Below are 24,187 nucleotides of genomic sequence, written 5' to 3'. Positions count from 1 at the left end.
AGGCAGGGTGGCTGCCTAGCCCGGTAGATTGTGGTCGACCGGGGTCTTGGGGCGGATCACCGGCTTGCAGGCTGGCTCCGCCGCCACGGCCGGCCGCGGGGCCGGGGCGACGACGCCCATCGAGATCACGTACTTGAGCGCCTCGTCGACGCTCATGTCCAGCTCGATGGTGTCGGCCTTCTTCACCACCATGAAATAGCCCGAGGTCGGGTTGGGCGTGGTCGGCACGTAGACGGCGATGTGTTCCTCGTCGAACTTGCAGGCCAGCTCCGGCGCCGGCGCGCCGGTCATGAAGGCCACGGTCCAGGCGTCGCCGTGCGGGAAGCGCACCATCAGCGCCTTGCGGAAGGCCTGGCCCGAATCGGACAGCACGGTGTCGGACACCTGCTTGACGCTGCCGTAGATCGACTTGACCACCGGGATGCGGTTGAGCACTTCCTCCCAGAACTTCACCAGGCGCTGGCCGAGGATGTTGGCGGTCAAGAGGCCGGTCGTCAGCACCACCACGAAGACCAGGATCACGCCGAGGCCGGGGATGTGGATGCCCATCCAGTCCTTCGGGCGGCTGCCCTCGGGCAGCAGCAGCAAGAGGCTGTCCATCGCCCCGACCAGCGTGCTGATCACCCACAGGGTGATGCCCAGCGGCACCCAGATCAGCAGGCCGGTGACGAAATAGCGCTTCATGCGGGTCTCGGGAGGGAAACGGAACGATCAGTGTTGATGGCCGCAGCCGCTGCCGCAGCTGCTGGAATGGCCGCCGCTCTCGGGCGCGGCTTCGGCCTTGGCCGGGGACTTGGCGCCGCCCTTGAAGTCGGTGGCGTACCAGCCCGAACCCTTGAGCTGGAAGCCGGCCGCCGACAGCATCTTGCTGAAGGCTTCGGCGCCGCAGCGCGGGCAGGTGGTGGTGGACGGGTCGGCGATCTTGCGCATCACCTCGTCGCGGTGACCGCATTCGCCACACTGGAAGTCGTAAATCGGCATGCTCGCTGCTCCCTGCAGGCAGGAAAAATCCAATCAAAGCCGCGCATTATAGCGCAGCGCAACATCGCGGTAGCTTACAGAATGTGGGGATGGCGCGCTTGCGCGACAAGCGCCCCGGCGGCGGTTTGACCCTGCCGAAAACCCGGCATTACGCTGGCGCGACATATCGCGGCGCCAGCCGGCGCCGCACGGACCACGGGGCGCCCGAGCGCCCGTCATCGGAGACAACGCAATGCCCATCACCCGCCCCCTGCTCGCCGGCCTCGTCGCGCTGGCCGCAACCGCCGCGCTGGCCGACGCCACGCCGGTCGGCACCTGGAAGAACGTCAGCGACAAGACCGGCAAGCCGGAGGCGCTGATCCAGATCTGGGACGAAGGCGGCGTGCTGCACGGCAAGCTGGTCAAACTGTTCGACAGCAAGGACACGCTGTGCACCAAGTGCAAGGGCGACAAGAAGAACAAGCCGCTGATCGGGCTCGAGATCATCTGGGGCGTGAAGCAGGACGGCGACGAGTGGAACGGCGGCAAGATCCTCGACCCGGACAACGGCGACATCTACAGCGTGAAGATGGAAACCGCCGACGGCGGCCAGAAGCTCAAGGTGCGCGGCTTCATGGGCTTCTCGCTGCTGGGCCGCACCCAGACCTGGCTGCGCGAGCAGTAAGCCGACGATCCGGACGCAAGTAACAGAAGTAACACGGCGCCACGCCCGGGGCGTCGTCTCGTGCCGGCCGGGCCGGCATCCCCCTCCCTCCCACGGCATGGGCAGGCGATTTCGTCCGGCGGATCAGGCATTTGGGCGACCGGCGAGATATATATTGCGCGCGCCGATCGCATAGAATCGGCGTTACCTCCTCGTTACCTGTTCCAGGCCCATCATGAGCAAGAACAATCTCGCGGCCGGCGCGCCACCGGACTGCGAGCAGCGCTTCCGCGCGCTCGCGGATGCAATGCCGCAGATCGTCTGGACCGCGCGGCCGGACGGCCATATCGACTACGTCAACCAGCGCTGGCAGGCCTACACCGGCCGGCCGGCGCTCTCTCCGGACGAGCCGGACTGGCCGGCCGCGCTGCACCCGGACGACGTCGCCGCCTGGCGCTCCGCCTGGGCCCAGGCGGTCGCCGGCGGCAAGGGCCGCGAGCTGGAACTGCGCCTGCTCGGGGCCGACGGCCATGCACGCTGGCATCTGCACCGGCTGGTGCCGATCCAGGCCGCCGACGGCGCGGTGCTGCGCTGGTTCGGCACCAGCACCGACATCCACGAGCAGCGCAGCGGCGAAGCCGGTCTCGACCGCCAGTTGCTGGACGAGCGCGCGGCCGGCGCGCTGGCGCTGAACGAACACCTGCTCGGCGTGATGGCCGAGCGGCGCAGCGCGATGCTGCGGCTGCAGCAGCACACCGAGCATCTCAACCAGGTGATCGTCACCCAATCCCACCTGGCCCAGGCCGAGCTGGAGCTCGAAGGCTTCATGGTCATCGTGGTCGAGCGGATGCTGGCGCTGACGCCGGCCACCGGCGCGGTGGTCGAGCTGGCCGACGGCGACGAGATGGTCTACCGCGCCGCCAGCGGTTCGGTGCAGCCCTACGTCGGCATCCGGCTCAAGATCGACGGCAGCCTGTCGGGCCTGTGCGTGAAGAGCGGCGAGATGCTCGACTGCCCCGACAGCTCGATCGATCCGCGCGTCGACGCCGCCGCCTGCCGCAAGGTCGGCGCCGCCTCGATGATCGTGACGCCGCTGATCGAGCGCGGCACGGTGGTCGGGGTACTGAAGATCCTGTCCAGCCAGCCGCATGCGTTCAGCCAGAGCGATCGCCAGACGCTGCAGCTGATGGCCGGCCTGATCGGTGCCGCGATCGGCCACCAGCAGCATTTCGAGACCAGCCAGCGGCTCTTGGCCGAGCGCACCGAGGCGTTGACCGCGCTGGCGCAGGAAGTCGAGCGGCGGCGGCTGTCGGAGCAGACGCTGCGCACCAGCGAGGCGCGCATCCGGCTGATCATCGAGAGCTCGGGCGAGGCCTTCGTCGCCACCGACGACGACGGCCGGGTGACCGACTGGAACCGCCAGGCCGAACGCCTGTTCGGCTGGGCGCGCGACGAGATGCTGGGCCGCGAGCTGGCCGCCATGCTGGTGCCCGAGCATGCGCAGGCGGCCTACGCCGACGGCCTGGCCCGGCTGCGCCGAGATGGCCAGGACGCGGTGCTGCGGCTGGACCTGCAGGCGCAGACGCGCGAGCGCGGCGAGATCCAGGTCGAGATGACCATCACCGCGATCAAGAGCGGCAGCCAGTGCCTGTTCAGCGCCTTCCTGCGCGACGTCAGCGCCCAGCGCCAGCACGAGGCGCGGCTGCGCCACCAGGCCGAGCACGACGCGCTGACCGGCCTGCCCAACCGCCGCGCCTTCATGGCCCTGCTCGAGGACGGCCTGGCGCAGGCGCGGCGGCCGCAGGCGGTGCTGTTCCTCGACCTGGACGGTTTCAAGGCGGTCAACGACCAGCACGGCCACGAGTCCGGCGACGAGCTGTTGCGCCAATTCGCCGCGCGCATCCGCAGCTGCGTGCGCGACAGCGACGTGGTGGCCCGGCTCGGCGGCGACGAATTCGTGCTGCTGCTGCGCGGGCTCAACGACGGCGCGACGGACGCCGAACGCGTCGCGCGCCAGATCATCGGCCGCATGGCCGACCCGTTCGAGCTGACCGGCACCACCGTCGGCGTCACCACCAGCGTCGGCGTGGCGCTGCACCGGCCGGGCGACCAGGCCACGCCCGACGCGCTGCTGCAGCGTGCCGACGCGGCGATGTACATCGCCAAGCGGGCCGGCAAGAACCAGTTCTGGCTGGCACCGGGCTGAGCGGCCGGTCGCCAGGTACATTTGCTCAAATGTATATGGCCATGTTAGCGTTGCCCTGCGCTGAAGTGAGCAGCGAGCAGCGAGAGCGTTGGGCGATGCCGAAAGGCATCGCCCTTTTTACTTGGGCGGCGCGATGCTGAAAGGCATCGCCTTTTTACTTGAGCGACGCGATGCCGGAAGGCATCGCCCAGGGTGCGGCTGACCAGCGCGCAGACCGCCACCGGCAGCACGATGCGGCGGTCGATCGCGGCCACCGACAGGCGGCCGGAATACAGGTCGTTGCCCTGCAGCGAGATCGTCACCAGGCCGGACAGCACGATGGCGCTGAGCGGCACGCCGCGGGTGCGCTGCTCGAAGCGGCGCGACCGTTCCCCGATGGCGAACACCACCCCGGCCAGCGGCGTATTGAAGGCCGCCGCGACGCCGCCCAGCGGTCGAGCCGATGGGTGCGGATTGCCTTGAAGAAGCCTTTCACCGGCGCCGTCTCATTGCATTTGTTCAAATTCAATTCCAGTGCAAAGGCAGGCACGGCCAGCCGGCGCTAAACTGGATGGCCTTCATTCCGACGATCCCCGCCATGCCCCGCCAGGACGCGCCCGCCGCGCTCGATCTCGAAGTGCTCAAGCAGTTCCGCACGATCTTCCAGTCGATCCGCCAGCATTTCGACACCATCCAGCGCAGTTGCGACATCTCGGGCGCCCAGCTGTGGGCGCTGTCGTGCATCGCCGCCGAGCCGGGGCTGCGCGTATCGGGCCTGGCGCGGGCGATGGCGCTGCACCAGTCGACCGTCAGCAACCTGGTCGAGGGCCTGGTCGGCAAGGGCCTGGTGCTGCGCGAGAAGAGCCCGGCCGACCAGCGCGTGGTGCTGCTGCGCCCCACCGAGGCCGGCCTCTCGATCGCCGCGCAGGCGCCGCAGCCGGCGCACGGCCTGCTGCCCGATGCGCTGGCACGGCTCGACCCGGCCACGCTGCGGACCTTGCAAGGCTGCCTGGCCGAGGTGCTGGCGGCGATGCAGGGCCGCATGGATGCCGGCACGGGCATGGATACGCCGCTGTCCGACATCCGCTGACGGACCTCCCGCTCCACGCCGCCGCGCCCCACTGCGGCAGCTTCAGCCGCGAATGGCCGGCGGTCGTCGTCCCGTTCGCGGCCGAGGCGCCCCCGCCGCAAGCCGCCTGGCACGGCCCGGCAGGCCGGACTTCAATCCGGCAGCGCTGCCGATCCACGCCGCTGTCGGGCTGAAGTCCGACCTGCGGCGGAATGGACAACCGAACCGGCCGTTCCTGCGGGACGCCGGCCCCGCAGGAATCGCCCCCTCAGCGCGGCACCAGCCGCAAGGTATGCACTGCCGGCCCCGGCAGGAAGGGCACCGGCTCGCCGCGCACCCACTGCGCATGGCCGGCCAGGAAATACGGACTCAGCGGATGGCCGCTCTGCCCGCCCGGCATGCTCAGGATGCCGGCCTCCTCATGGCCCGGCGCCACCACCATCCGTTCCGACTGGCCGAAACCCGATGCCGCCACCCGCGGCATGTGGCGATCGCCGGCCAGCGCATCGGCCGGTGCCGCCAGCCAGCGCCGCAGCGGCGGCAACAGGCGGGCGAACGGATGGGCGATGTCGGCGGTGTTGCGTTGCCCCCAGCTCGCCGCCGCCAGCGGCTGGCCATCGCGCGTCGCCTCGGCGATGGCGCGGTCGATCGCCGCCAGCTGCAGCGCGCGCCAATCGGCATGGCCGGTCAGCCAGCCGGCCGGCCGTTCGTCCAGGAGGCGCGCCAGCAACACCGGCCAGCGCGGGTTGGCCTGGGCGAAATCGGCCTGCACCGCCGTCTCGAGCTGCGCATCGAGCTGGCCGAACGATTCGACATAGAGCCCGTCGAGGAAGCCGCGCGCCAGCCGGTAGCCGACCGCGTCGACGCCGGCATGGCCGGTCCAGCCCTCGCGCAGCAGGTGGCGGAACTCGGCCCGCGCCGGCCGTCCCGCCACCGCCGCCTCGTCGAGCGCCGCCAGTGCCCGATCGCGCCAGGCCGCCATGAACAGCGCGCGGTCGTCCAGGCCGACGTCGTGCAGCGCGCGCTCGTCGCTCTTGCCGTCGGGCCTCGCCTGGCCCAGCGCGGCCAGGTCGCCGCGGATCTGCCGCACCCGCGCGCCGAGGTCGAAACCGCCGTCGCCGAGCTTGGCCGCGTCCGCACCGGCCAGCTGGCGCGCGTTGGCGGTGGCCAGCTGGCCGGCAGCCGGATCGAGCAGGCGCGGGTAGTCGGCGGCCGGCCGCAGCGCTTGCCAGCCCAGTCGTGCGGCCTGCTCGGCCGGATAGGGAAAGGTCTGCGCCCAGCCGGCCGAGCGCGAGGGCAGCGGGCCGGCGATGGTCCAGCCGATGCGGCCGGCACGGTCGCCGGCCAGCATGTTCTGGCCCGGCATGCCGGCCCGGTTGGCCACCGCCTGCGCCGCGGCGAGGTCGCCGGCATCTTCCATGGCGGCCAGGCCGAGGTTGACCGCGCCGGGCATATGGGCCACCCAATGCACCGCGTAGACGCGCCCGCCGACCCGGCGCAGCGGCCCGAGCGAGGTCTCCAGCACCGTCAGCTCGACCGGCTCGGCGCCGTGCACGGCGATGCGCTCGACCGTGCTGCGCGCGGTCTCCCAGCCGGCCGCGGTGCGGAAGCGGCGCGGGTCGCGCGCGTCGCGCTCGAGTTCGACCAGGTCGAGGTAGTCGCCGTAGCTGTTGGTGAAGCCCCAGGCGACCTGGCCGTTGCTGCCGGCCACGATCACCGGCGCGCCGGGCAGCATCACCCCGGCCACCCGGCGCGGCCGGCCGTCGGCGCCGTCGAAGGCCAGCGCGGCGTGGAACCAGGTATTGGGCAGGCGCAGGCCCAGGTGCATGTCGTTGGCGACCAGGGCGGCGCCGTGCGCGCTGCGGCTGCCGGCCAGCGCCCAGTTGTTGCTGCCGACGGCGTCGTGACGGTCGAAGGCGGCGGCGCGGCGGTCCGGTTCCGGCCGGCCGAACCAGGCCGGCGCGGCGGCCGGCCACGGCGGCGGCGCGTAGCTCACCGAGTCGGCATCGAGCGGCGCGTCGTAGGCGCTGGCCTCGGGCAGCAGCACCGCCAGCTGTTCCGCGCTGGCGTGCCCGGCCAGCCAGCCGCGCGCCAGTTCGCGCTCCTGCAGATTGCCCTGCAGGTCGAAATACATGGCCCAGATCGCCAGCAGGCTGTCGGCCTCGCGCCACGGCCGCGGCGGCTGGCGCAGCAGTCCGTATTCGAACGGCCGCGCCGACAGCGCCGCGAGGCCGTCGTTGACGCCGGCCGCGTAGCGCGCCAGCAATTGCCGCTCGGCGGCCGGCAGCGTGGCCAGCGTCGCCTCGGCCCGGGCGCGGAAGCGGTGCAGCCGGTGGTCGCGGTCGAGTTCCAGCGCGGCCGCACCGACCAGCTCGGCCAGTTCGCCGGCCGCGACGCGGCGCAGCAGGTCCATCTGGAAGAAGCGTTCCTGCGCATGCAGGTAGCCGGTGGCATAGGCCACGTCGAGCCGCTGGCGGCCGGCGATCAGCGGCACGCCGCGCGCATCGCGCGCGATGCTGACCGGCGCGGCCAGGCCATCCGCCGCGACCTCGCCGTCGAGCCGGGCCAGGCTGCCGCGCAGGAACAGCCAGAGCGACATGGCCAGCAGCAGGAGCAGGATCAACAGGCCGAGGGCGATGCGGGTGAGCCAGCGGCGGAGGGTGCGGTGGGAGGAGGACATTGGGTATCGGAGAGTGAGGAGTGAGGCGTGAGGGGTGAGGTGTAACCCCATCCCCCTCCCAACCTCCCCCTTGAAGGGGGAGGAGCGGTGCAGCGAGGACTCCACTGCCTGAGATCGTTCAGTTTGCTGCGGCCTGCTCCCTCCCCTTCAAGGGGAGGGCTGGGGTGGGGATGGGGTTCACCCCTCACCCCTCACCCTCACCCCTCACCCCTCACCCCTCTCAGAATTTATGCACGATCCCGCCCACATACCCCGTCCGCGCCTTCTCGCCCTCGATCCGGTTGTTCAGCACTTCGGTGATCAGCTTGGTGCGCCTTGACAGGTAGTACTCGAAACCGGCGCCGATCTTGCGCGCCGAGTCGCCGCCGCCCACGCCGGCGGTCTCGCTGGCGCCGAGCCGGCGGTAGCCGACGAAGGCGCCCCAGCGATCGGTGCCGGTCTCCCAGTTCAGCGCCCAGTTGCTGCGCCGCATCTCGCCGGCCAGCGTGGTCAGGCCGATACGGTCGACCATCAGGTCGAGGCGGCCGAACGGGAACACGTAGGAGGTGCCGAGCAGCCAGTGGCGCGCGCGGTTGTCGGCCGGGTAGCGGTAAGGCGCGTACAGCGCCGGCGTGAACACCGCGGCGGCGATGCCGTCGGCCAGCCCGGCCGGCACGCCGGCCTGAGCCAGGCCCGCCAGCAGGCGCCCGCGCGCCGCGTCGAGGCCGGCCGCGACCTGGCCGCGCACCACCGTGGCCGGCACGCTGCGCTGCTTCTGCTGATCGAACACCAGGTCGATGCGGAACTGGCCGGGCCCAGCCCTCCCGCTCGAATAGCCGGCGCCGGCCGACAGCCGGCTGGCGCCGGCGCGGCCGGGCTGCGCGTCCTCGCCGGCGCCGTACATCGCGCTGGCGTGCCAGCCGTCGAGCGTGCCGAGGTCGAGCCGGATCGCGTTGTCGAAGGTGCCGTCGGGCTCGATGGAGCGGGCGATGCCCGGCAGCCGGGTCGCCTCGGCCAGGCCGGCCGCCAGTTGCGCCAGCGCGCCGTCGACCGTGCCGCGGGCCTGGGCCGCGGCCTGCCGCGCCGCCGCATCGGCCACCGCGGCCGGCGCACCCTGGCCACGCGCGGCAGCATAGGCCCGGGCATACACCGCCTGGCCCAGCGCGGCGACCAGCGGCGCGGCGCGCGCCGGCTCCAGCCGGACGGCATGCGGCAGCACGGTCTCGACCCAGGCGCTCATGCCGGTGCCGAGGCCGGTCGAGGGGTCGTAGCGGTCGGTCAGCTCGTCCAGCGGCGTCCTGCCGCGGCCCAGCCGCAGCTTGGCGTCGCCGTGGCGCAGGCCGACCCAGGCCTCCTTGCCGCCGATCGGGTCGGCCACCACGCCGTCACGCAGGCAGTCGTCCGATACCTTGGGGTCGCCGTCGAGGCAGACGTAGGTCTTGATGTCGAACAGCGCGGTCAGGCCGTCGCCGAGCGCTTCCTCGCCGTACAGGTCGATATGCGCACTGGCCGATTCGACCAGCTGCTTGCGGCCGCCGAGGTGCTCGAAATCGAGGCTGGCGACGCCGATCTTCATTTCGCCGCCGAGCCGCACTTCGGCGACGGCCGCGAGGCTGGACGCCAGCGCGATCGCCGCGGCCAGCCGGGTGGTGGTGTGCATGGTTCCCGTTCCTTCGCCGGGATGCGCGCCATGCCGGCGGTCCCGCGCCGACCGGTACCGCGCCGGCGATCTAAAATATATCTACCCGACCACACTACAACATGAACGCCGAGTTGGCTGGCCGCATCAGTCCCGCCGCGGCCGAGCGCGGCCTGGCGCGGCCGTTCGCCGCGCACGCTAGAATCGGCCCATGCGCGACCACGCCCCCTCCCCCACCGCGGCCCGCCCTACCGGGCGCAAGCTGCAGCGCCGCGGCGAGGAATCCCGCCGCCGCATCCTCGACGCCACGCTGGTGCAGATCGCCAAGCGCGGCCTGCACGGCATCACCCATCGCTCGATCGCGAGCGAAGCCGGGGTGCCGCTGTCGCTGACCACCTACTTCTTCAGCAGCCTGTCGGACCTGGTCGGCCAGGCCTTCGACCATTTCGTCGAGGCCGCCGCCAAGGACAACGTGGCGGTGCTGAGCCAGCTCGACGGCTACCTGGCCGGCTTCGACGCCGAAGCGCTGCTGAGCGACGCGCCGGTGCGCCGGCGTGTCTGCGCCGACGTCACCGTGCTGCTGTGCGGCTTCATCCGCGAGCAGGCGGCCAACAATTCGGTCGGGTTGGCGGTGGAGCTGAATTTCCTGTCGCTGTACCGGCTCGATCCGGAGATCCGGGCGCGGGTGGTGGCCTACCGCGAGGGGCTGGTCGGCGGCATCGCCGGGCTGGCGCGGATGATGGGCTCGACCCAGCCGCGCATCGATGCCTCGCTGGTGCTGTCGGTGGTGCACCGGCTGCAGTTCGAGGTGATGAACCTGGCGCCGCCCTGGCCGGAGAGCCTGCTCGAGGCGGAGCTGGGGCGGATGCTGGAGCTGGTGTTGCGGATCGAGGCACCGATCGTGGTGGATGGCGGGAGCTAGCAACAGCACAGCCAATCCGTCCGTCGCAGCCGGCCCAACTTGTAGGAGCGGCTTCAGCCGCGAACGAGGTGCACTGAACCGTCGGCGATTCGCGGCTGAAGCCGCTCCTACATGGCGCGCGAGGACTTGCAACGCAATCCCAGTTGCCACGCAGCCACAGCACCATCGACACGTCGAGCGATGCGCGAGGAGCGCCCCCGCCGGCACCAAGCCCCACTGACGAGCGCCAGCGAGGCTCCCTCGCCGGCGGGCGAGGACGGAGGGAGTGGGAATGAATCCGGGGAGAGTGCGTGTCCGAGCACTCGCAGACTGCAGACACCCGGCTTTGCCGGGTGCCGCCACGACGATTCAGCCGTCTAATCGCGCGCCACGAAGGCAGCGCTCGACAACAACTCCTCCAGCATCGCCGCGGTCGCCTTGCCGCTGACCGAGAACGGATCGAGCGCCGGCACCGTCGAGTACTTGAGCAGCAGCGACAGGTTGACCTTGTCCAGCTTCACCTTGCCCATGCTCCAGGCCGGGTAGCGGCGCACGTCGATTTCGGCGTATTCCAGCAGCGTCAGCTCGCCGTGGCGCGCATCGCGCTGCAGCCGGCCGTACAGCCGGTTGACCTCGACGCGGCTGCCCTCGAGCGCCTGCAGGAACACGTCGCCGCAGTAGCACAGCGCGCCGGTGATGCCGCCGGCCGTATTGTTGCGGCGCGAAACCTCGAGGATCTGGTCGACCAGCTCGTGGTCGATCGGCGCCGCGGCGCGGCTCGCGTAGATCAGGCGTACCAGCATGGCGCTTATCTCCGGGTCATCAGCGCGAGGAATTCGCGCCGCAGATTGGCGTCGCGCAGGAAGGAACCGCGCATCACGCTGTTGCTCATCTTGGTGTCCATGTCCTTCACCCCGCGCCAGTGCATGCAGAAATGGTCGGCCTCCATCACGATGGCCAGCCCGTCCGGCTGCAGCATCTCCATCAACAGGTCGGCCACCTGCGACACGGCCTCTTCCTGGATCTGCGGCCGGCTCATCACCCAGTCGATCAGCCGCGCATATTTCGACAGGCCGATCAGGTTGGAGTGCTCGTTCGGCATCACGCCGACCCACACCTTGCCCAGGATCGGGCACAGGTGGTGCGAGCAGGCGCTGCGCACCTGGATCGGGCCGACGATCATCAGCTCGTTCAGGCGCTCGATATTGGGGAACTCGGTCACCGGCGGCATCGGCTGGTAGCGGCCGCGGAACACTTCCTGCACGAACATCTTGGCGACGCGGCGGGCGGTGTCCTGGGTGTTGTGGTCGCTGGCGGTGTCGATGACCAGGCTTTCGAGCACGCCGACCAGTTGGGTCTGCACCTCGGCCTGCAGTTCGGCCAGCTCGCCGTCCTCGATGAAGCGGGCGATGTTGTCGTTGGCGTGGAAGCGCACGCCGGCCGCCTGGATGCGGTCGCGGATGCGCTGCGAGACCGGCGGCGACGGCTCGGCCGGTGGAGTCTGTTTGCTCGGCATGGGGGCGTTCGGAACGATTCCTGGATGGAATTCGGGTTGGCGACGCGAAATAGTCTAAGACAAAGCCGTCACGGCCCGCAGCCAAATGTGCCGTGGCCCGCAGCGCGGCTGCCGGCCGCAGCGGATTGAACGTTCGGCGGCGAGGCCGCACCAAGCGACCCCGGCGGCCATCGGCCGCAGATCCGACACAGGAGTCAAGAACAATGAAAACCCGTGCAGCCGTGGCCTGGCAGGCCGGCGCCCCGCTCAGCATCGAAGAGGTCGACCTCGAAGGCCCGCGCGCCGGCGAGGTGCTGGTCGAGATCAAGGCGACCGGCATCTGCCACACCGACTACTACACGCTGTCCGGCGCCGACCCCGAGGGCCTGTTCCCGGCCATCCTCGGCCACGAGGGCGCCGGCGTGGTGCTCGAGACCGGCCCGGGCGTGACCACGCTCAAGCCCGGCGACCACGTGATCCCGCTCTACACGCCCGAATGCCGCCAGTGCAAGTTCTGCCTGTCGCGCAAGACCAACCTGTGCCAGGCGATCCGCGCCACCCAGGGCCGCGGCCTGATGCCCGACGGCAGCTCGCGCTTCTCGCTCGACGGCCGGCCGCTGTTCCACTACATGGGCACCTCGACCTTCGCCAACCATATCGTGGTGCCCGAGATCGCGCTGGCCAAGATCCGCAGCGACGCGCCGTTCGACACGGTCTGCTACATCGGCTGCGGCGTCACCACCGGCGTCGGCGCGGTGATCTTCACCGCCCGCGTCGAAGCCGGCGCCAACGTGGTGGTGTTCGGCCTCGGCGGCATCGGCCTCAACGTGATCCAGGGGGCGCGCATGGTCGGTGCCGGCCGCATCATCGGCGTCGACATCAACCCGCGCCGCGAGGCACTGGCGCGCCAGTTCGGCATGACCGACTTCATCGATCCGTCCAAGGTCGACAACGTGGTCGACGCCATCGTCCAGCTGACCGACGGCGGCGCCGACTACAGCTTCGAGTGCATCGGCAATACCAAGGTGATGCGGCAGGCGCTCGAGTGCTGCCACAAGGGCTGGGGCAAGTCGATCATCATCGGCGTGGCCGAGGCCGGCGCCGAGATCAGCACCCGGCCGTTCCAGCTGGTCACCGGCCGCGAGTGGAAGGGCTCGGCCTTCGGCGGCGCGCGCGGCCGCACCGACGTGCCGAAGATCGTCGACTGGTATATGGAGGGCCGCCTCGAGATCGATTCGCTGATCACCCACCGGCTGCCGCTCGAACGGATCAACGAGGGCTTCGACCTGATGAAGGCCGGCGAGTCGATCCGGTCGGTGGTGATCTACTAGCCCCTGCACTTTGGTCCATCGTAGGTCGGGCTTTATGCCCGACCTACGTGAGCCCGGCCCCGCTGTTGCGATCCGTCGGCGCAGGAGCGGTTTCTGCCCGCGCACTGGCCGCCAATCGCGGCTGAAGCCGCTCCTACGGTACGGCCGCCGCATCGCCCCTCCACATCGAACCTCCACATCGAACCCAAGGAGCGACCATGCCCCTCGAACTCCTGTCCGAGCACGCCTGCTTCGGCGGCGTGCAACGCTTCTACCGCCACGACTCCCGCGAGATCGGCCTGCCGATGCGCTTCGGCGTCTATCTACCGCCAGCGGCGCGGTCCGGCCCGGTGCCGGCGCTGATCTACCTGGCCGGCCTCACCTGCAGCGAGGAGACCTTCGCCATCAAGGCCGGCGCCCAGCGCCACGCGGCCGAGCATGGCCTGGCGCTGGTCACGCCCGATACCAGCCCGCGCGGCGCCGACCTGCCGGGCGATGCCGAGCACTGGGACTTCGGCGTCGGCGCCGGTTTCTACCTCGATGCGACCGAGTCGCCGTGGAACCGCCACTACCGCATGGAAAGCTATCTGCTGGACGAGCTGACCGCGCTCCTGGCGGCCGAGCTGCCGATCCGCGCCGACCGGCTCGGCCTGTGCGGCCACTCGATGGGCGGTCACGGCGCGCTGACGCTGGCGCTGCGCCATCCGGGGCGGTTCCGCTCGCTGTCGGCGCTGGCGCCGATCGCGGCGGCCAGCGCCAGCCCCTGGGGCGAGAAGGCCTTCGCCGGCTACCTCGGCGCCGACCGCGCCGCCTGGCTGGCGCACGACGCCAGCGCGCTGATGGCGGCCCGCGCGATGCCCTACCCCGACGGCATCCTGATCGACCAGGGCCTGGCCGACGGCTTCCTCGCCGCCCAACTGATGCCCGAACGCTTCGAGGCCGCCTGCGCCACGGCCGGCCAGCCGCTGACGCTGCGGCGGCATGCAGGCTACGACCATGGCTATTACTTCGTGGCGAGCTTCATCGGCGACCATGTCGCGCATCATGCAAGGGTGTTGCTGCGCGATTGAGGCCAGCGGCCAAGAACACAAACGCCCGAGTTCTCAACTCGGGCGTCGTGCATTGAAAGCCCCCTCTGCCGGAGGGCGCGGGCGGGCCGCATCGTCCCGGTACGGCAGAGCCGCTTCGTCGCGGCGGCCACGCCGGCCTTCGATCGTTCACTTCTCCGGCATCGCCGACGAATGATGGCTGGTGATCTGCCACTGCTTGCCGTCCCAGCGGTAGGTGTAGGTGTAGCGCGCCTTCACCACCTGGCCGGTGGTGCCGAAGGTGAAGGTGTAGAGGCCGGCGTCCCAGGCGGTGTTGCAGCCGAGCTCGATCATGCGCAGGTTGATCTGGCCCGACGGCTTGTTGGCCAGAAAGTGGTGGAAGTAGTCCTCCTTCTCGGCCGCGGTGAAGCGCGGCGTGTTGGAGACCGTCGGCAGCAGGATCGAGCGTTCGGCGTAGTTGGCGACCACCTGGTGCGGATCGCCGGTCTGCAGCGAGCGGTTCCAGCGGTCGAACAGCGCGGCGATCTCCTGCTCGCTGGTGGCCCGGCAGGATGCCGGCGCCGCCGGGTCCGAACCCGATGCCGGGGCGGTGGCGCAGCCTGCGAGCGCGAATGCGGCCGTGACGGCCAGTGCCGTGATCTTGAGCATGTCGTTCCTCCACTGTCGATTGTCGTCGTTCAAGGGTGCCGCGCCGGCGCGACCCCGTCGCCTGGCTGAAATGCCAGGACGCGGCTTTCCCACTGTAGGCGGGGGCCGGGCAAGTTCAATGACGGCTTGCGCCGGGCCGACCGCCGGCTGGGCGCCCCGTCGCGCTTCCGCATGCCGGAGCAGGGTTCGGCCGCCCGAACGGCCTGGGGATGAGCGCCCAAGAAAAAGCCCCGGCAAGCCGGGGCTGGCAATCGGGACCGGTGCCGAACCGATCCAGGGCTTCCTCCTCTTCGTCTTCCGGCCGGTTCCCGCTTCGGCGGCGCGCTCGGCCGCACCGAGGGCAGGAAGCTCGGCAATCTGATTGGCAATCTAGTCCGCCCGCCGCGCCCACGCTCAGGGCAGGCAGGTAACAGCGGCGTAACAGCGCGGCCGCAGCCGCACGCCGCCGCGGAGCCGGTCCGGGTTCGCCGGCATGGCGCGCGACGGGCCGCCGGCATGCCTGGGGCAAGGGCCTGCACTCCGGCCGCAACCGCCCACTCCGGCCTCGCCACGGCTGGCCGCCGTGCGAACGGCACGCTGCTTGCTCGTCGGGCGGGACGGGCGCAGCGCGCCTGTTCCGTCCACCCGCGAAAGGAGCCGGCCATGCCAGCCAAATCGAAAGCCCAGCAGCGCGCCGCGGGCGCGGCGCTGTCCGCCAAGCGCGGCGAGACCAAGGTGAAGGAGCTCAAGGGAGCCTCTAAATCGATGTACGACTCGATGAGCGAGAAGGAGCTCGACGAGATGGCGTCGACCCCGCGCAAGGGCAAGCCCGACCACGTCGACTGAGCCCCGTATCGCCGGCCGCCCTCTTCCATAACCGCGCCGCGTTGGCGCACGGGCCCCGTGCAAGGATCCCCGCCATGCCCTGTGCCCTCCTCCCCGCCCGCGAGACCCTGCGCAAATCCGGCGCCGGCCCGTCACCGGCGCCTCCGACGACGATCCGAGCAGCATCGGCACCGATGCCCGACCGGCGCCAAGTTCGGCTACGGCCCGTCGTGGGCGCTGCTGTTCTCCTGCCCGCCGATACTGGCGATCCAGCTGATCGCCTCGCCGGCCCCGCCGCTGACCGGATCTGCGCGCGAAAGCTGCGGCGAGTACGCCCTGCGCAGTTCGTACCGTGCCGCTGCGTCGTCGCGCATTGCGTGCCGATAGCAGCGCGCCAGCGTCGAGCTCGTTGAAATGTTGTCCAGGCGAAGCGGTAAAAACTGCCCGCCGCCCGAGCGGGCTCGTGCGGTCCGGACGGATGGCCGGCCGCCGCTACCCATCACGCCGCGACGCCGCTGTCGCCGAGCCGCGGCCCGGTCGGCCGGCATGGCGCGGGGCCGCCGGGTACGGTGCTTGCGATTGAGTCGGCGCTGAAGGAATCCACCCCAAGCCCACCGCGCCGAGGCTGACTTCAGCGCCTCGAAACGGCCGGTAAGACCGAACCTGAAAGGATTTGACGATGACCACCCGCAACCAAGACGACCGGGACGACAACAAGACCGACCAGCGCGGTTTCGCCTCGATGGACCCCAACAAGCAGCGCGAGATCGCCAGCCAGGGCGGCCAGGCGGCGCACGAGCGCGGCACCGCGCACGAGTTCGATTCGGAAGAGGCGCGCGAAGCCGGCCGCAAGGGCGGCGAGAACAGCCAGGGCGGCCGCAGCAGCGCCAGCAGCCGCGACGACAACGCCGCCGGCCGCGACGACGACAGCCGCAGCGGCAACAGCGGCAGCGGTGACAGGAATCGCAGCAGCGACGGCGAGCGCGAGAACAGCCGCGGCGCCAGCGACGGCAATCGGGGCAGCAGCGACAACAGCCGCAGCGCCGGCGAGCGCGACGACGGCAGCGGCGAACGCACGCGCGGCGGCAGCAGCGAGCAGCATGCGCAGGCAGGCCGCCAGAGCCACAAGAACGGCTGATGGCAGCGGGCGGCCGGTAGCGCCCGCATCCGCCGGCCGCCCCGGTCCGGAATACGAAACGGCCTGGCACCGGGCGATCCGCTCGGGCAGCCAGGCCTCGCTGCCGTCGACCCTGGCGCTGAGCTGGCGCAGCCGCGCCGACGACGGCGCTGCCGCCAGCCTGCGGGCGGGGGCAGGCCGCGGCGCCGGCCTGCGCGGTCGATTCCCTGCCCACGCCGCCGCGCTTCCGGCCCGGCTTCGAGCGGCACCCGGAGCGCCGCTCGATGGCCGCGGTCTATGCCGCCTTCGGCCTGGGCTTGGCGCGGGGCAGCGCCGGCAAGGTCTTGGCCGGCGAGCACCGTTCCCGCCGATCCGCGGCCGGCTCAATCGAGCCGGGCCGTCATCTCCGCCGTGATGCGCCGGCGCGCCGCCTCGTAGCCGGCCCACGGGTCTTGCCGCTGCCGGCGTAGCCGTTCGAGCGTGGCGCGCACGTCGAACCGGTCGGCGCGCACGCCGTCGGCCAGCTCGTCCCATTCGATCGGCACCGCCACCGGCGCGCCCGGCCGCGCCCGCACCGAGTAGGCGGCCACCGCGGTGGCGCCCTCGGCATTGCGCAGCCAGTCGATGAAGATGCGGCCGGTGCGCCGCTGCTTGGCGGCCGTGGCGACGAAGCGGTCCGGCATCAGCACTGCCAGGTGGCGGGCGATGCGCTGCGACAGGCCCTTGACCGTGTCCCAGTCGTGGTGGCGCGTCAGCGGCGTCTCGACGTGCAGACCCTTGCCGCCGGTGGTCTTGAGGAAGCAGGCCAGGCCCAGCTCTTCCAGCAGCGCGCGCACCAGGCCGGCCGCCTCGACCACCCGCTGCCACGGCAGGTCCGGCGCCGGGTCGAGATCGAAGATCATGCGGTCGGGCCGATCGAGCCGGTCGCGCCGGGCGCCCCAGGTGTGGAATTCGAGCACGCCCATCTGCACCAGGCCGATCACCGCGGCCAGGTCGTTGGCCACCATGTAGCGGGCCGATTCGCCGCTTCCCTCCTCCACCTCGACCGCCAGCAGCGTAGCGGGGAAGGCCTCGCCGAAATGCTTCTGGAAGAAGCAGGGCTGCGCCGGCCCGCGCGGGCAGCGCACCAGGCTCAGCGGCCGGTCGTGCAATTGCGGCAGCAGCCGTTCGGCCACCGCGGCGTAGTAGCGCGCCAGGCCGATCTTGCCGAGGCCGACGTCGGCGAACAGCACGCGGTCGGGATGGCTGATGGCGACGCCGGCCACCTGGTCGGGCGCGGCAGCGGCCGCCGCGGCGGCGCCCTTCGCCGCCATGCCCTTCACCGGCCGGTCCGCCGCATCGGCTTCCGGCGGCGCCACGGCCACCTCGTCCGTCACGGCGCGCGCCGGCTTGTCCTCGCGCAGGCCGACGAAAGCCGCCTGGCGCAGCAGGCCGGCCTCGGTCCAGCCGGCGAAGCGGACTTCGGCGACGCACTCGGGTTCGACCCAGTGGAATCCATCCGGACCGCGTTCGGTCGGACCGCGTTCGGTCGGGCCGCGTTCGGCCGGGCCGCCGTCGAACGGCGAATCGGCGCGGCGTAAGGCCTGCAAGCGCGCCGTCAGCTGCGTCAGCAAACCGTGGTCGAAACCGGTGCCGACCCGCCCGGCATAGCGCAGCCGGCCGTGCGCGTAGTAGCCGACCAGCAGCGCGCCGAAGCCGATCCGGCTGCCCTTCGGATCGGTGTAGCCGCCGATCACGAATTCCTGCCGCCGGCCGCACTTGAGCTTGAGCCAGTGGCTCGAACGGCCGGCCGCATAGGGCGCGTCGGCGCGCTTGAGGATCAGCCCTTCCTGGCCGTGCAGGCAGGCATGGCGGAAGGCCGCCTCGACCGCTTCGTCGAGGTGGGCGCTGTAGCGCACCGGGGCGTCGGCCGGCAAGGCGGCCAGCAGCGCTTCGAGCCGCCGCTTGCGCTCGCGCTGCGGCAGGCCGCGCAGGTCCTCGCCGTCGAGCCAGGGCAGGTCGAACGGCAGGTAGACCAGCCGCGCCGGCCGGCTGCGCTCGCCGGGCTTGGGAAACGCCTGCTGCAGCGCCTGGAAGCTGATCTCGCCGCGCGCGTCGAGCGCCACCACCTCGCCGTCGAGCCAGGCCGAGACGTCGCCGAGCCCGCCCAGCGCGCGCGCCAGCTCCGGCATGCGCGCGGTCCAGTCCTTGCGGTTGCGCGTCCGGATCTGCACTTCGCCGCGGTCGACGCGCGCCAGGATGCGGTAGCCGTCGTACTTGAGCTCGGCCAGCCAGTCGCCGCCGTGCGGCGCGCGCTCGACCAGGCTGGCCAGCTGCGGCTCGATGAAGTCGGGCATCGGCGCACGGCAGGCAGGCATGGCCGATGACCCGGCCGGCGCTTCGGCCGGCGGCTCCGCCTCGCTGCGCGCGGCGATCTGGGCCAGGCTGCGCCGGCTCAGCACGCTGCGGGTCAGCCGTTCGGTGATCTCGGCTTCCGGCCCCTCGCGCGCCTCGGCATCGGCCCGCTTGATCAGCAGCCAGGGCGTCTGCCGCTCCTCGTCCTTCGCCTTGATGCGCACCAGCGTCCAGCCGCCGGCCAGCTTCTCGCCGCGCAGCCGGAATTCGAGCCGGCCGCGCCGGTAGCCCTCGGCCGGGTCGCCGTCGGGCAGCCATTCGCCGCGGTCCCACAGCATCACCGTGCCGGCGCCGTACTGACGCGCCGGGATCACGCCCTCGAAGCCGCCGTAGTCGAGCGGATGGTCCTCGACCTCGACCGCCAGCCGCTTCTGCGCCGGGTCCAGGCTCGGCCCGCGCGGCACCGCCCAGCTCTTCAGCGTGCCGTCGAGTTCGAGCCGGAAGTCGTAGTGCAGCTTGCGGGCGGCGTGCTGCTGGATCACGTAGGCCAGCCGCGGGCCGGACGGCCGTTCTTCGCCCTCGGGTTCGGGCGTGCGGGCGAAATCGCGCTTGCGGCGGTATTTCTCCAGTCCCATGGCGCTGGCCCTAGGCCGACTTGGCGGTCTTGCGCGCGGCCGCCGGCTCGGTCCGCGCAGCCGCGGTGGTGCGCTTGCGCGCGGCCGTCGCCGCAGGCTTGGCGGCGGCCCGCTTGCGCGGCGCGGCCGGCTTGCGGCGGCTTTCCTCCCCGGCGCCGGCCTTGCCCTTGTCCTTACCGCCCAGGCTGCGCTTGAGCAGCGCCACCAGGTCGATCACGTTGTCGCCGGCCGGCGCCGGCTCGCCCCCGGTCTCCTCGCTCGCCACCAGGTGGGTCTCGTCGGCGGCGATCTTGCGCTCGACCAGCGCCAGCACGTCGTCGCGGTAGCGGTCGCGGTACTGCTCGGGCCGCCAGTCGCTGCTCATGTCCTCGACCAGCGCCTGGGCCATCTGCAGCTCGCGCGCGGTCAGGCCGGCCGCCTTGGCGTCGGCGGCCGGCAGGTCGAGGTCGCCGCGGTCGCGGATCTCGTCGGCGTAGCGCAGCGTCTGCAGCAGCAAGACCTCGTCCATCGCGCGCAGCACCGCCAGGTGCTGGCGGGTGCGGATCACCACCTGGCCGATGCCGACCTGGCCGCTGCGGCGCAGCGTCTCGCGCAGCAGCGCATAGACCTTCTCGCCGCGGCGGATCGGCGCCAGGTAGTAGGGCTGCTCGTAGTAGAGCGGGTCGATGTCGGCGGCCGGCACGAAGGCCAGCAGGTCCAGCGTCTGGGTCGCCGCCGGGTTGGCCTGCTTCAGCTCCTGCTCGGTCAGCGCCACGTACTCGCCCTCCTCGTACTGGTAGCCCTTGACCAGGTCGTCCCAGCCCACCTCCTTGCCGGTGCGCTTGTTGACGCGGCGGTAGCCGACCGGCGCGAAGTCGCGCTTGTCGAGCAGGTCGAGGTCGAGCTCGCTGCGTTTCTCGGCCGGGAACAGCTCGACCGGGATATGGATCAAGCCGAAGCTGATGGCGCCTTTCCACAATGCGCGCGGCATGGGTGCTCCTCGTCGCGGTTGGCTCCGCCGCGACGGCCGCGGCGGGGATCGAGGCCAGGACGCCGCAAATGCCGTGCCTTGGCCGCTGCGGCGGCCATGCGGGCCCAGGCGTGGCGGCACGGCTGAGGCCGTTGAAATGTTGACGCGCCGGTGCGGTAAAAACTGCCCCGTGCCGCGGCGGCCCGCCGCAGTGCCGCCACGCTGCGCCGCGGCGGGCGGAAACCGCGCCGGGCCGCGGCGGCGAACGGTTTGGCGGCGCGGGGGGCCGCCCGGTGCGGCGACCAGCGGCGAGCCGGCGCGGCGGGAACGGCGCTTGCGGGCGAGACGGGGGCTGGAGGTATCCGAACGCCGTGCCGAGGCTCGTCTCCAGCGCCTGTTCACGGCGCTCAGCACCAAACCCGAAAGGATTGACGATGGCCACCCGCAAACCAGGTGACGACAACAGGAGCCGCCGCGGCTTCGCCTCGATGGACCCGGAACGGCAGCGCGAGATCGCCAGCAAGGGCGGCCAGGCCGCCCACGAGCGCGGCACCGCGCACGAATTCGATTCGGCCGAGGCGCGCGCAGCCGGCCGCAAGGGCGGCGAGGCGGTCAGCGGGGACCGTGCCCACATGGCCGAGATCGGCCGCAAGGGCGGCGAGAACAGCCACGGCGGCCGGCGCGGCGCCGCAGCCGCCGCCGGAAGCGAAGCCGGCGGATCATCTGCGCAGGCGACCAGCCCGCGCGGCAAGCAAGGGCACGGTTGATCGGGGATCGGGCGCGAGGCCCTGGGCGACGCGGATCTGCACCGCGTTGTCGCCCAGCAGCGCCTCGCGTTCGAGCGCGATCTTCAGTCGCGGGCCGGCGCGGCGGCGGCCGGCTGCGGATCGTCGACGGCGGCCGCCGCCGGCAGCGACGCCGCCGATGCCGGCACGGCGGCGGCATCAACGCTCGGAAGACTCCTTCGCATCGTCCTCCTCCTCGGTAGCCCGCCCGGCCGGCGCCCCTCGCCGCAGGCGAAGCGACGGCGGATGGCGCGGACAGGGCAGACGACAGCTAGCGCAGGCGAGGCAAGATGCGTGCCGCGGCGGACCGGATGCCGCGGCCGGCCTCCACCGTGGCCGGCCGTCGCGCGGTGGCCGCACGGCGGAAAGCCCGGCACGGGCCGGCCGGCGGCCGACTAGAATCAAACGGTGCCGCGCGACGCGGCCCGATCGGCCGGCGCCCAGGCCGGCGATCACCGGGAAGGGAGCGGGTTCCATGCATGGTCACCTGAAGCAGGCCCTGGCGCTGTCCGCCACGCTGGCGCTGGCCTGCTGGGCCGGCCCGGCGCATGCCGACGACGACGCGGTGATGGAGCGGCTGTTGAAGGAATTCTCGCCCTCCACCCTGGGCCGGGACGCCCAGCGCCGGGAATTCGAGTGGTTCCGCAAGGCGGCCCGGCCGTTCAAGGGCAAGCGGATCATGGTGGTGTCCGAGACCATCGACACCCATGTCTACGAAGCCGACGTGATCGCCAAGGCTTTCACCGAGCTGACCGGCATCGAGGTGGTGCAGGAGATCACCGGCGAAGACGACGTGGTGAAGAAGATCGAGACCCAGGTGCGCACCGGCCTGCACCTGTACGACGCCTATGTCAGCGACAGCGACCTGATCGGCTGGCACTACCGCAGCGGCAAGGTGGTGAACCTGACCGACTTCATGGCGCGCGAAGGCAGGAGCGTGACCTCGCCCACGCTCGACCTCAACGACTTCATCGGCCGCAGCTTCAGCACCGGGCCCGACGGCAAGCTGTACCAGCTGCCCGACCAGCAGTTCGCCAACCTGTACTGGTACCGCAAGGACTGGTTCGACCGGCCCGATCTGCAGAAGCGCTTCAAGGAGCTCTACGGCTATGCGCTCGACGTGCCGGTCAACTGGTCGGCCTACGAGGACATCGCCGAATTCTTCACCGTCCACGTCAAGGAGCTGGACGGCAAGCGCATCTACGGCCACATGGACTACGGCCGGATGGACCCGTCGCTCGGCTGGCGCTTCTCCGACGCCTGGTTCTCCATGGCCGGCGCCGGCGACAAGGGGCTGCCCAACGGCAAGCCGGTCGACGACTGGGGCATCCGGGTCGACGGCTGCGCGCCGGTCGGCGCCTCGGTCGCGCGCGGCGGCGACATGAACGGGCCGGCGGCGGTCTACTCGGTCAACAAGTTCATCGACTGGCTGAACAAGTACGCCCCGCCCGAGGCGCGCCGGATGGACTTCAACCAGGCCGGCGCGGTGGCGGGCCAGGGCCATATCGCCCAGCAGATCTTCTGGTACACCGCCTTCACCGCGGCCATGACCCGCCCTGGCCTGCCGGTGAACAACACCGACGGCACGCCCAAGTGGCGCATGGCGCCCTCCCCGCACGGCAGCTACTGGCGCGCCGGCACCAAGCTCGGCTACCAGGACGCCGGCGCCTGGACCCTGGTCAAGGGCACCCCGCCGGACAACCTGAAGGCGGCCTGGCTGTATGCGCAGTTCACCGTGTCCAAGGCGGTGTCGCTGAAGAAGACCCTGGTCGGGCTGACGCCGATCCGCGAATCGGACATCGAATCGCAGGCCATGACCGAGGCGGCGCCGAGGCTGGGCGGCCTGGTCGAGTTCTATCGCAGCCCGGCCCGCCGCGCCTGGACGCCGACCGGCACCAACGTGCCGGACTACCCGAACATGGCACCGATCTGGTGGAGCAACATCGGCGCCGCCATCAAGGGCGAGGTGCCGGTGCAGACGGCGCTGGACACCATGGCGCAACAGGCGGACGACATCATGCTGCAGCTGCAGCGCCGCGGCATGGCCAAGTGCGCGCCGCGGCTGAACCCGCTCGGTACCGCGGCGCAATGGCAGGGCCGCGGCGGCGCGCCCTACCCCAGGCTGGCCGACGAAAAGCCCAAGGGAGAGACCCTCAGCTATGAAGAAAGCCTCAAGCAGTCTTGGTAGCGCGCTGCTGTGCTCGGCGGCGACGTGGGCATCGGCGGCCGGGGCGGCGCCCTACGTGCTGATGTTCGACGACAACCCGCCGTTCGTGATCGTCGAAGGCAACCGTTACCGCGGCGTGGCGCTGGACGTGGTGGCCAGGCTGTTCGAGCGGGCGAAGCTCGACTACCGCTGGCAGCAGATCCCGGCCGTGCGCGGCCTGGAGCTGGCCAAGGTCCAGGCGCGCAAGTGCGTGTTCCCGGTGCAGCGCGCCCAGGACATCGAGGCCGACTACCAATGGATCAGCCCGGTGCTGATCACCCACTCGGGCCTGTTCGCCCGCCCCGACGCCAACCTCCCGATCCACAGCCTGAGCGACGCCCGCGGCTACACCATCGGCGTGCTGCGCGGCAGCGGCGACGCGGAATACCTGAAACGCTTCGGCTATTCGGTCGACGAGGCGACCACCCAGGGCCAGAACCTGCAGAAGCTGTTCACCCGGCGCTTCGACCTGTGGGCGACCGACCTCTTGTCGGCCGAACATTTCCGCCGCCAGTCGCCGGACGGGCAGGCGCCGAAGGAATTGCTGGTGTTCCGCACCAGCCTGGGTTCGCTGGCCTGCAACCGGAAGATGCCGAAGGCGGACGCGGCGCGCTTGCAGCAGGCGCTGGACGCGATGATCCAGGAGGGGACGCTGGAGAAGTTGCTGGCGGGTGGGGGCTAAGCTGCTGCACAGGCCAGGCCGCTTCGGGGCGCTGCATCGGAGCGGTCCCGCACCTGGCTTCGGGCAAACAAAAACCGCATCGCAGATCACGATGCG

At 71.3% G+C, this 24,187-nt stretch carries 21 protein-coding genes; 11 read left to right on the top strand and 10 right to left on the bottom strand.

Annotated features, from left to right (window positions below; all coding sequences use genetic code 11):
• Positions 1 to 15: 15 nt before the first annotated feature.
• Together H9L41_RS06845 and H9L41_RS06840 are read right to left on the bottom strand one after the other, a co-directional pair.
• Positions 16 to 684, bottom strand: coding sequence for a DUF502 domain-containing protein (locus H9L41_RS06845; protein ID WP_051318987.1), 669 nt, complete (start codon positions 682 to 684; stop codon positions 16 to 18).
• Between the two features lie 27 nt (positions 685 to 711).
• A complete protein-coding gene (locus H9L41_RS06840; protein WP_028446162.1) occupies positions 712 to 981 on the bottom strand; it encodes an FmdB family zinc ribbon protein in 270 nt (89 codons plus the stop codon).
• A gap of 232 nt (positions 982 to 1,213) precedes the next feature.
• Between H9L41_RS06840 and H9L41_RS06835 the strand changes: the two genes are divergently transcribed.
• Complete coding sequence (locus H9L41_RS06835; RefSeq protein WP_028446161.1) at positions 1,214 to 1,645, top strand: DUF2147 domain-containing protein; 432 nt, start codon at positions 1,214 to 1,216, stop codon at positions 1,643 to 1,645.
• A gap of 214 nt (positions 1,646 to 1,859) precedes the next feature.
• On the top strand, positions 1,860 to 3,830 hold the full coding sequence (locus H9L41_RS06830; RefSeq protein ID WP_051318986.1) for a diguanylate cyclase domain-containing protein: 1,971 nt from the start codon (positions 1,860 to 1,862) through the stop codon (positions 3,828 to 3,830).
• Between the two features lie 44 nt (positions 3,831 to 3,874).
• On the opposite strand, the gene H9L41_RS06825 is transcribed toward H9L41_RS06830, so the two are convergent.
• The gene (locus H9L41_RS06825; RefSeq protein WP_265583955.1) at positions 3,875 to 4,216 is read right to left on the bottom strand and encodes a voltage-gated chloride channel family protein; all 342 of its coding nucleotides are present in this window, start codon (positions 4,214 to 4,216) and stop codon (positions 3,875 to 3,877) included.
• A 191-nt stretch (positions 4,217 to 4,407) separates the two neighbouring features.
• Between H9L41_RS06825 and H9L41_RS06820 the strand changes: the two genes are divergently transcribed.
• Positions 4,408 to 4,899, top strand: a complete 492-nt coding sequence (locus tag H9L41_RS06820) for a MarR family winged helix-turn-helix transcriptional regulator (RefSeq protein ID WP_028446159.1) — start codon at positions 4,408 to 4,410, stop codon at positions 4,897 to 4,899.
• A 247-nt stretch (positions 4,900 to 5,146) separates the two neighbouring features.
• On the opposite strand, the gene H9L41_RS06815 is transcribed toward H9L41_RS06820, so the two are convergent.
• Both H9L41_RS06815 and H9L41_RS06810 read right to left on the bottom strand, forming a co-directional pair.
• Positions 5,147 to 7,558 carry a penicillin acylase family protein gene (locus H9L41_RS06815; RefSeq protein WP_028446158.1) on the bottom strand — a complete coding sequence of 804 codons (2,412 nt, stop codon included), beginning with the start codon at positions 7,556 to 7,558 and terminating at the stop codon, positions 5,147 to 5,149.
• Between the two features lie 220 nt (positions 7,559 to 7,778).
• Positions 7,779 to 9,197, bottom strand: a complete 1,419-nt coding sequence (locus H9L41_RS06810) for a porin (RefSeq protein ID WP_028446157.1) — start codon at positions 9,195 to 9,197, stop codon at positions 7,779 to 7,781.
• Between the two features lie 190 nt (positions 9,198 to 9,387).
• Between H9L41_RS06810 and H9L41_RS06805 the strand changes: the two genes are divergently transcribed.
• A complete protein-coding gene (locus H9L41_RS06805; protein ID WP_028446156.1) occupies positions 9,388 to 10,098 on the top strand; it encodes a TetR/AcrR family transcriptional regulator in 711 nt (236 codons plus the stop codon).
• Positions 10,099 to 10,454: 356 nt separating this feature from the next.
• On the opposite strand, the gene H9L41_RS06800 is transcribed toward H9L41_RS06805, so the two are convergent.
• Complete coding sequence (locus H9L41_RS06800) at positions 10,455 to 10,880, bottom strand: BLUF domain-containing protein (RefSeq protein ID WP_028446155.1); 426 nt, start codon at positions 10,878 to 10,880, stop codon at positions 10,455 to 10,457.
• A gap of 5 nt (positions 10,881 to 10,885) precedes the next feature.
• On the bottom strand, positions 10,886 to 11,593 hold the full coding sequence (folE, locus tag H9L41_RS06795) for a GTP cyclohydrolase I (protein WP_028446154.1): 708 nt from the start codon (positions 11,591 to 11,593) through the stop codon (positions 10,886 to 10,888).
• 203 nt (positions 11,594 to 11,796) lie between these two features.
• On the opposite strand from folE, the gene H9L41_RS06790 reads away from it, so the two are divergent.
• The gene (locus H9L41_RS06790) at positions 11,797 to 12,903 is read left to right on the top strand and encodes an S-(hydroxymethyl)glutathione dehydrogenase/class III alcohol dehydrogenase (RefSeq protein ID WP_028446153.1); all 1,107 of its coding nucleotides are present in this window, start codon (positions 11,797 to 11,799) and stop codon (positions 12,901 to 12,903) included.
• A gap of 197 nt (positions 12,904 to 13,100) precedes the next feature.
• The gene (gene fghA, locus H9L41_RS06785) at positions 13,101 to 13,952 is read left to right on the top strand and encodes an S-formylglutathione hydrolase (RefSeq protein WP_028446152.1); all 852 of its coding nucleotides are present in this window, start codon (positions 13,101 to 13,103) and stop codon (positions 13,950 to 13,952) included.
• A 147-nt stretch (positions 13,953 to 14,099) separates the two neighbouring features.
• Here fghA and H9L41_RS06780 read toward each other — a convergent pair whose 3' ends face one another.
• Positions 14,100 to 14,579, bottom strand: coding sequence for a DUF4440 domain-containing protein (locus tag H9L41_RS06780; RefSeq protein WP_028446151.1), 480 nt, complete (start codon positions 14,577 to 14,579; stop codon positions 14,100 to 14,102).
• Between the two features lie 642 nt (positions 14,580 to 15,221).
• Here H9L41_RS06780 and H9L41_RS06775 point away from each other — a divergent pair.
• Both H9L41_RS06775 and H9L41_RS06770 read left to right on the top strand, forming a co-directional pair.
• Positions 15,222 to 15,404 carry a DUF3008 family protein gene (locus H9L41_RS06775; RefSeq protein ID WP_028446150.1) on the top strand — a complete coding sequence of 61 codons (183 nt, stop codon included), beginning with the start codon at positions 15,222 to 15,224 and terminating at the stop codon, positions 15,402 to 15,404.
• A 658-nt stretch (positions 15,405 to 16,062) separates the two neighbouring features.
• Positions 16,063 to 16,521: a KGG domain-containing protein gene (locus H9L41_RS06770; RefSeq protein WP_028446149.1), complete on the top strand. Its 459-nt coding sequence runs from the start codon at positions 16,063 to 16,065 to the stop codon at positions 16,519 to 16,521.
• A 362-nt stretch (positions 16,522 to 16,883) separates the two neighbouring features.
• On the opposite strand, the gene ligD is transcribed toward H9L41_RS06770, so the two are convergent.
• Together ligD and ku are read right to left on the bottom strand one after the other, a co-directional pair.
• On the bottom strand, positions 16,884 to 19,469 hold the full coding sequence (gene ligD, locus H9L41_RS06765) for a DNA ligase D (protein WP_028446148.1): 2,586 nt from the start codon (positions 19,467 to 19,469) through the stop codon (positions 16,884 to 16,886).
• Between the two features lie 10 nt (positions 19,470 to 19,479).
• Complete coding sequence (ku, locus tag H9L41_RS06760; RefSeq protein WP_034606881.1) at positions 19,480 to 20,439, bottom strand: non-homologous end joining protein Ku; 960 nt, start codon at positions 20,437 to 20,439, stop codon at positions 19,480 to 19,482.
• A gap of 413 nt (positions 20,440 to 20,852) precedes the next feature.
• On the opposite strand from ku, the gene H9L41_RS06755 reads away from it, so the two are divergent.
• From H9L41_RS06755 to H9L41_RS06745, 3 genes are all read left to right on the top strand, one after another.
• Complete coding sequence (locus tag H9L41_RS06755; RefSeq protein WP_028446147.1) at positions 20,853 to 21,185, top strand: KGG domain-containing protein; 333 nt, start codon at positions 20,853 to 20,855, stop codon at positions 21,183 to 21,185.
• Between the two features lie 493 nt (positions 21,186 to 21,678).
• Positions 21,679 to 23,391: an ABC transporter substrate-binding protein gene (locus tag H9L41_RS06750; protein WP_028446146.1), complete on the top strand. Its 1,713-nt coding sequence runs from the start codon at positions 21,679 to 21,681 to the stop codon at positions 23,389 to 23,391.
• On the top strand, positions 23,363 to 24,091 hold the full coding sequence (locus H9L41_RS06745; protein ID WP_084300210.1) for a substrate-binding periplasmic protein: 729 nt from the start codon (positions 23,363 to 23,365) through the stop codon (positions 24,089 to 24,091). The genes H9L41_RS06750 and H9L41_RS06745 overlap by 29 nt, the downstream gene beginning before the upstream one ends.
• The last annotated feature ends 96 nt before the right edge of the window (positions 24,092 to 24,187 follow it).

It is taken from the genome of Chitinimonas koreensis (assembly GCF_014353015.1).
GTDB classification, from domain to species: domain Bacteria; phylum Pseudomonadota; class Gammaproteobacteria; order Burkholderiales; family Chitinimonadaceae; genus Chitinimonas; species Chitinimonas koreensis.
Note: the sequence above shows the minus strand (reverse complement) of the source record. Positions and strands in the feature narration are given on the sequence as shown.

Excerpts from the sequence above, each read along its gene's own strand:
- H9L41_RS06810 (WP_028446157.1), bottom strand. The coding sequence starts at position 9,197 with ATGCACACCACCACCCGGCTGGCCGCGGCGATCGCGCTGGCGTCCAGC.
- H9L41_RS06815 (WP_028446158.1), bottom strand. The coding sequence starts at position 7,558 with ATGTCCTCCTCCCACCGCACCCTCCGCCGCTGGCTCACCCGCATCGCC.
- H9L41_RS06775 (WP_028446150.1), top strand. The coding sequence starts at position 15,222 with ATGCCAGCCAAATCGAAAGCCCAGCAGCGCGCCGCGGGCGCGGCGCTG.
- H9L41_RS06790 (WP_028446153.1), top strand. The coding sequence starts at position 11,797 with ATGAAAACCCGTGCAGCCGTGGCCTGGCAGGCCGGCGCCCCGCTCAGC.
- ligD (WP_028446148.1), bottom strand. The coding sequence starts at position 19,469 with ATGGGACTGGAGAAATACCGCCGCAAGCGCGATTTCGCCCGCACGCCC.
- H9L41_RS06845 (WP_051318987.1), bottom strand. The coding sequence starts at position 684 with ATGAAGCGCTATTTCGTCACCGGCCTGCTGATCTGGGTGCCGCTGGGC.
- H9L41_RS06805 (WP_028446156.1), top strand. The coding sequence starts at position 9,388 with ATGCGCGACCACGCCCCCTCCCCCACCGCGGCCCGCCCTACCGGGCGC.
- H9L41_RS06755 (WP_028446147.1), top strand. The coding sequence starts at position 20,853 with ATGGCCACCCGCAAACCAGGTGACGACAACAGGAGCCGCCGCGGCTTC.
- fghA (WP_028446152.1), top strand. The coding sequence starts at position 13,101 with ATGCCCCTCGAACTCCTGTCCGAGCACGCCTGCTTCGGCGGCGTGCAA.
- H9L41_RS06780 (WP_028446151.1), bottom strand. The coding sequence starts at position 14,579 with ATGCTCAAGATCACGGCACTGGCCGTCACGGCCGCATTCGCGCTCGCA.
- ku (WP_034606881.1), bottom strand. The coding sequence starts at position 20,439 with ATGCCGCGCGCATTGTGGAAAGGCGCCATCAGCTTCGGCTTGATCCAT.
- H9L41_RS06840 (WP_028446162.1), bottom strand. The coding sequence starts at position 981 with ATGCCGATTTACGACTTCCAGTGTGGCGAATGCGGTCACCGCGACGAG.
- H9L41_RS06750 (WP_028446146.1), top strand. The coding sequence starts at position 21,679 with ATGCATGGTCACCTGAAGCAGGCCCTGGCGCTGTCCGCCACGCTGGCG.
- H9L41_RS06745 (WP_084300210.1), top strand. The coding sequence starts at position 23,363 with ATGAAGAAAGCCTCAAGCAGTCTTGGTAGCGCGCTGCTGTGCTCGGCG.
- H9L41_RS06830 (WP_051318986.1), top strand. The coding sequence starts at position 1,860 with ATGAGCAAGAACAATCTCGCGGCCGGCGCGCCACCGGACTGCGAGCAG.
- H9L41_RS06835 (WP_028446161.1), top strand. The coding sequence starts at position 1,214 with ATGCCCATCACCCGCCCCCTGCTCGCCGGCCTCGTCGCGCTGGCCGCA.
- folE (WP_028446154.1), bottom strand. The coding sequence starts at position 11,593 with ATGCCGAGCAAACAGACTCCACCGGCCGAGCCGTCGCCGCCGGTCTCG.
- H9L41_RS06770 (WP_028446149.1), top strand. The coding sequence starts at position 16,063 with ATGACCACCCGCAACCAAGACGACCGGGACGACAACAAGACCGACCAG.
- H9L41_RS06820 (WP_028446159.1), top strand. The coding sequence starts at position 4,408 with ATGCCCCGCCAGGACGCGCCCGCCGCGCTCGATCTCGAAGTGCTCAAG.
- H9L41_RS06800 (WP_028446155.1), bottom strand. The coding sequence starts at position 10,880 with ATGCTGGTACGCCTGATCTACGCGAGCCGCGCCGCGGCGCCGATCGAC.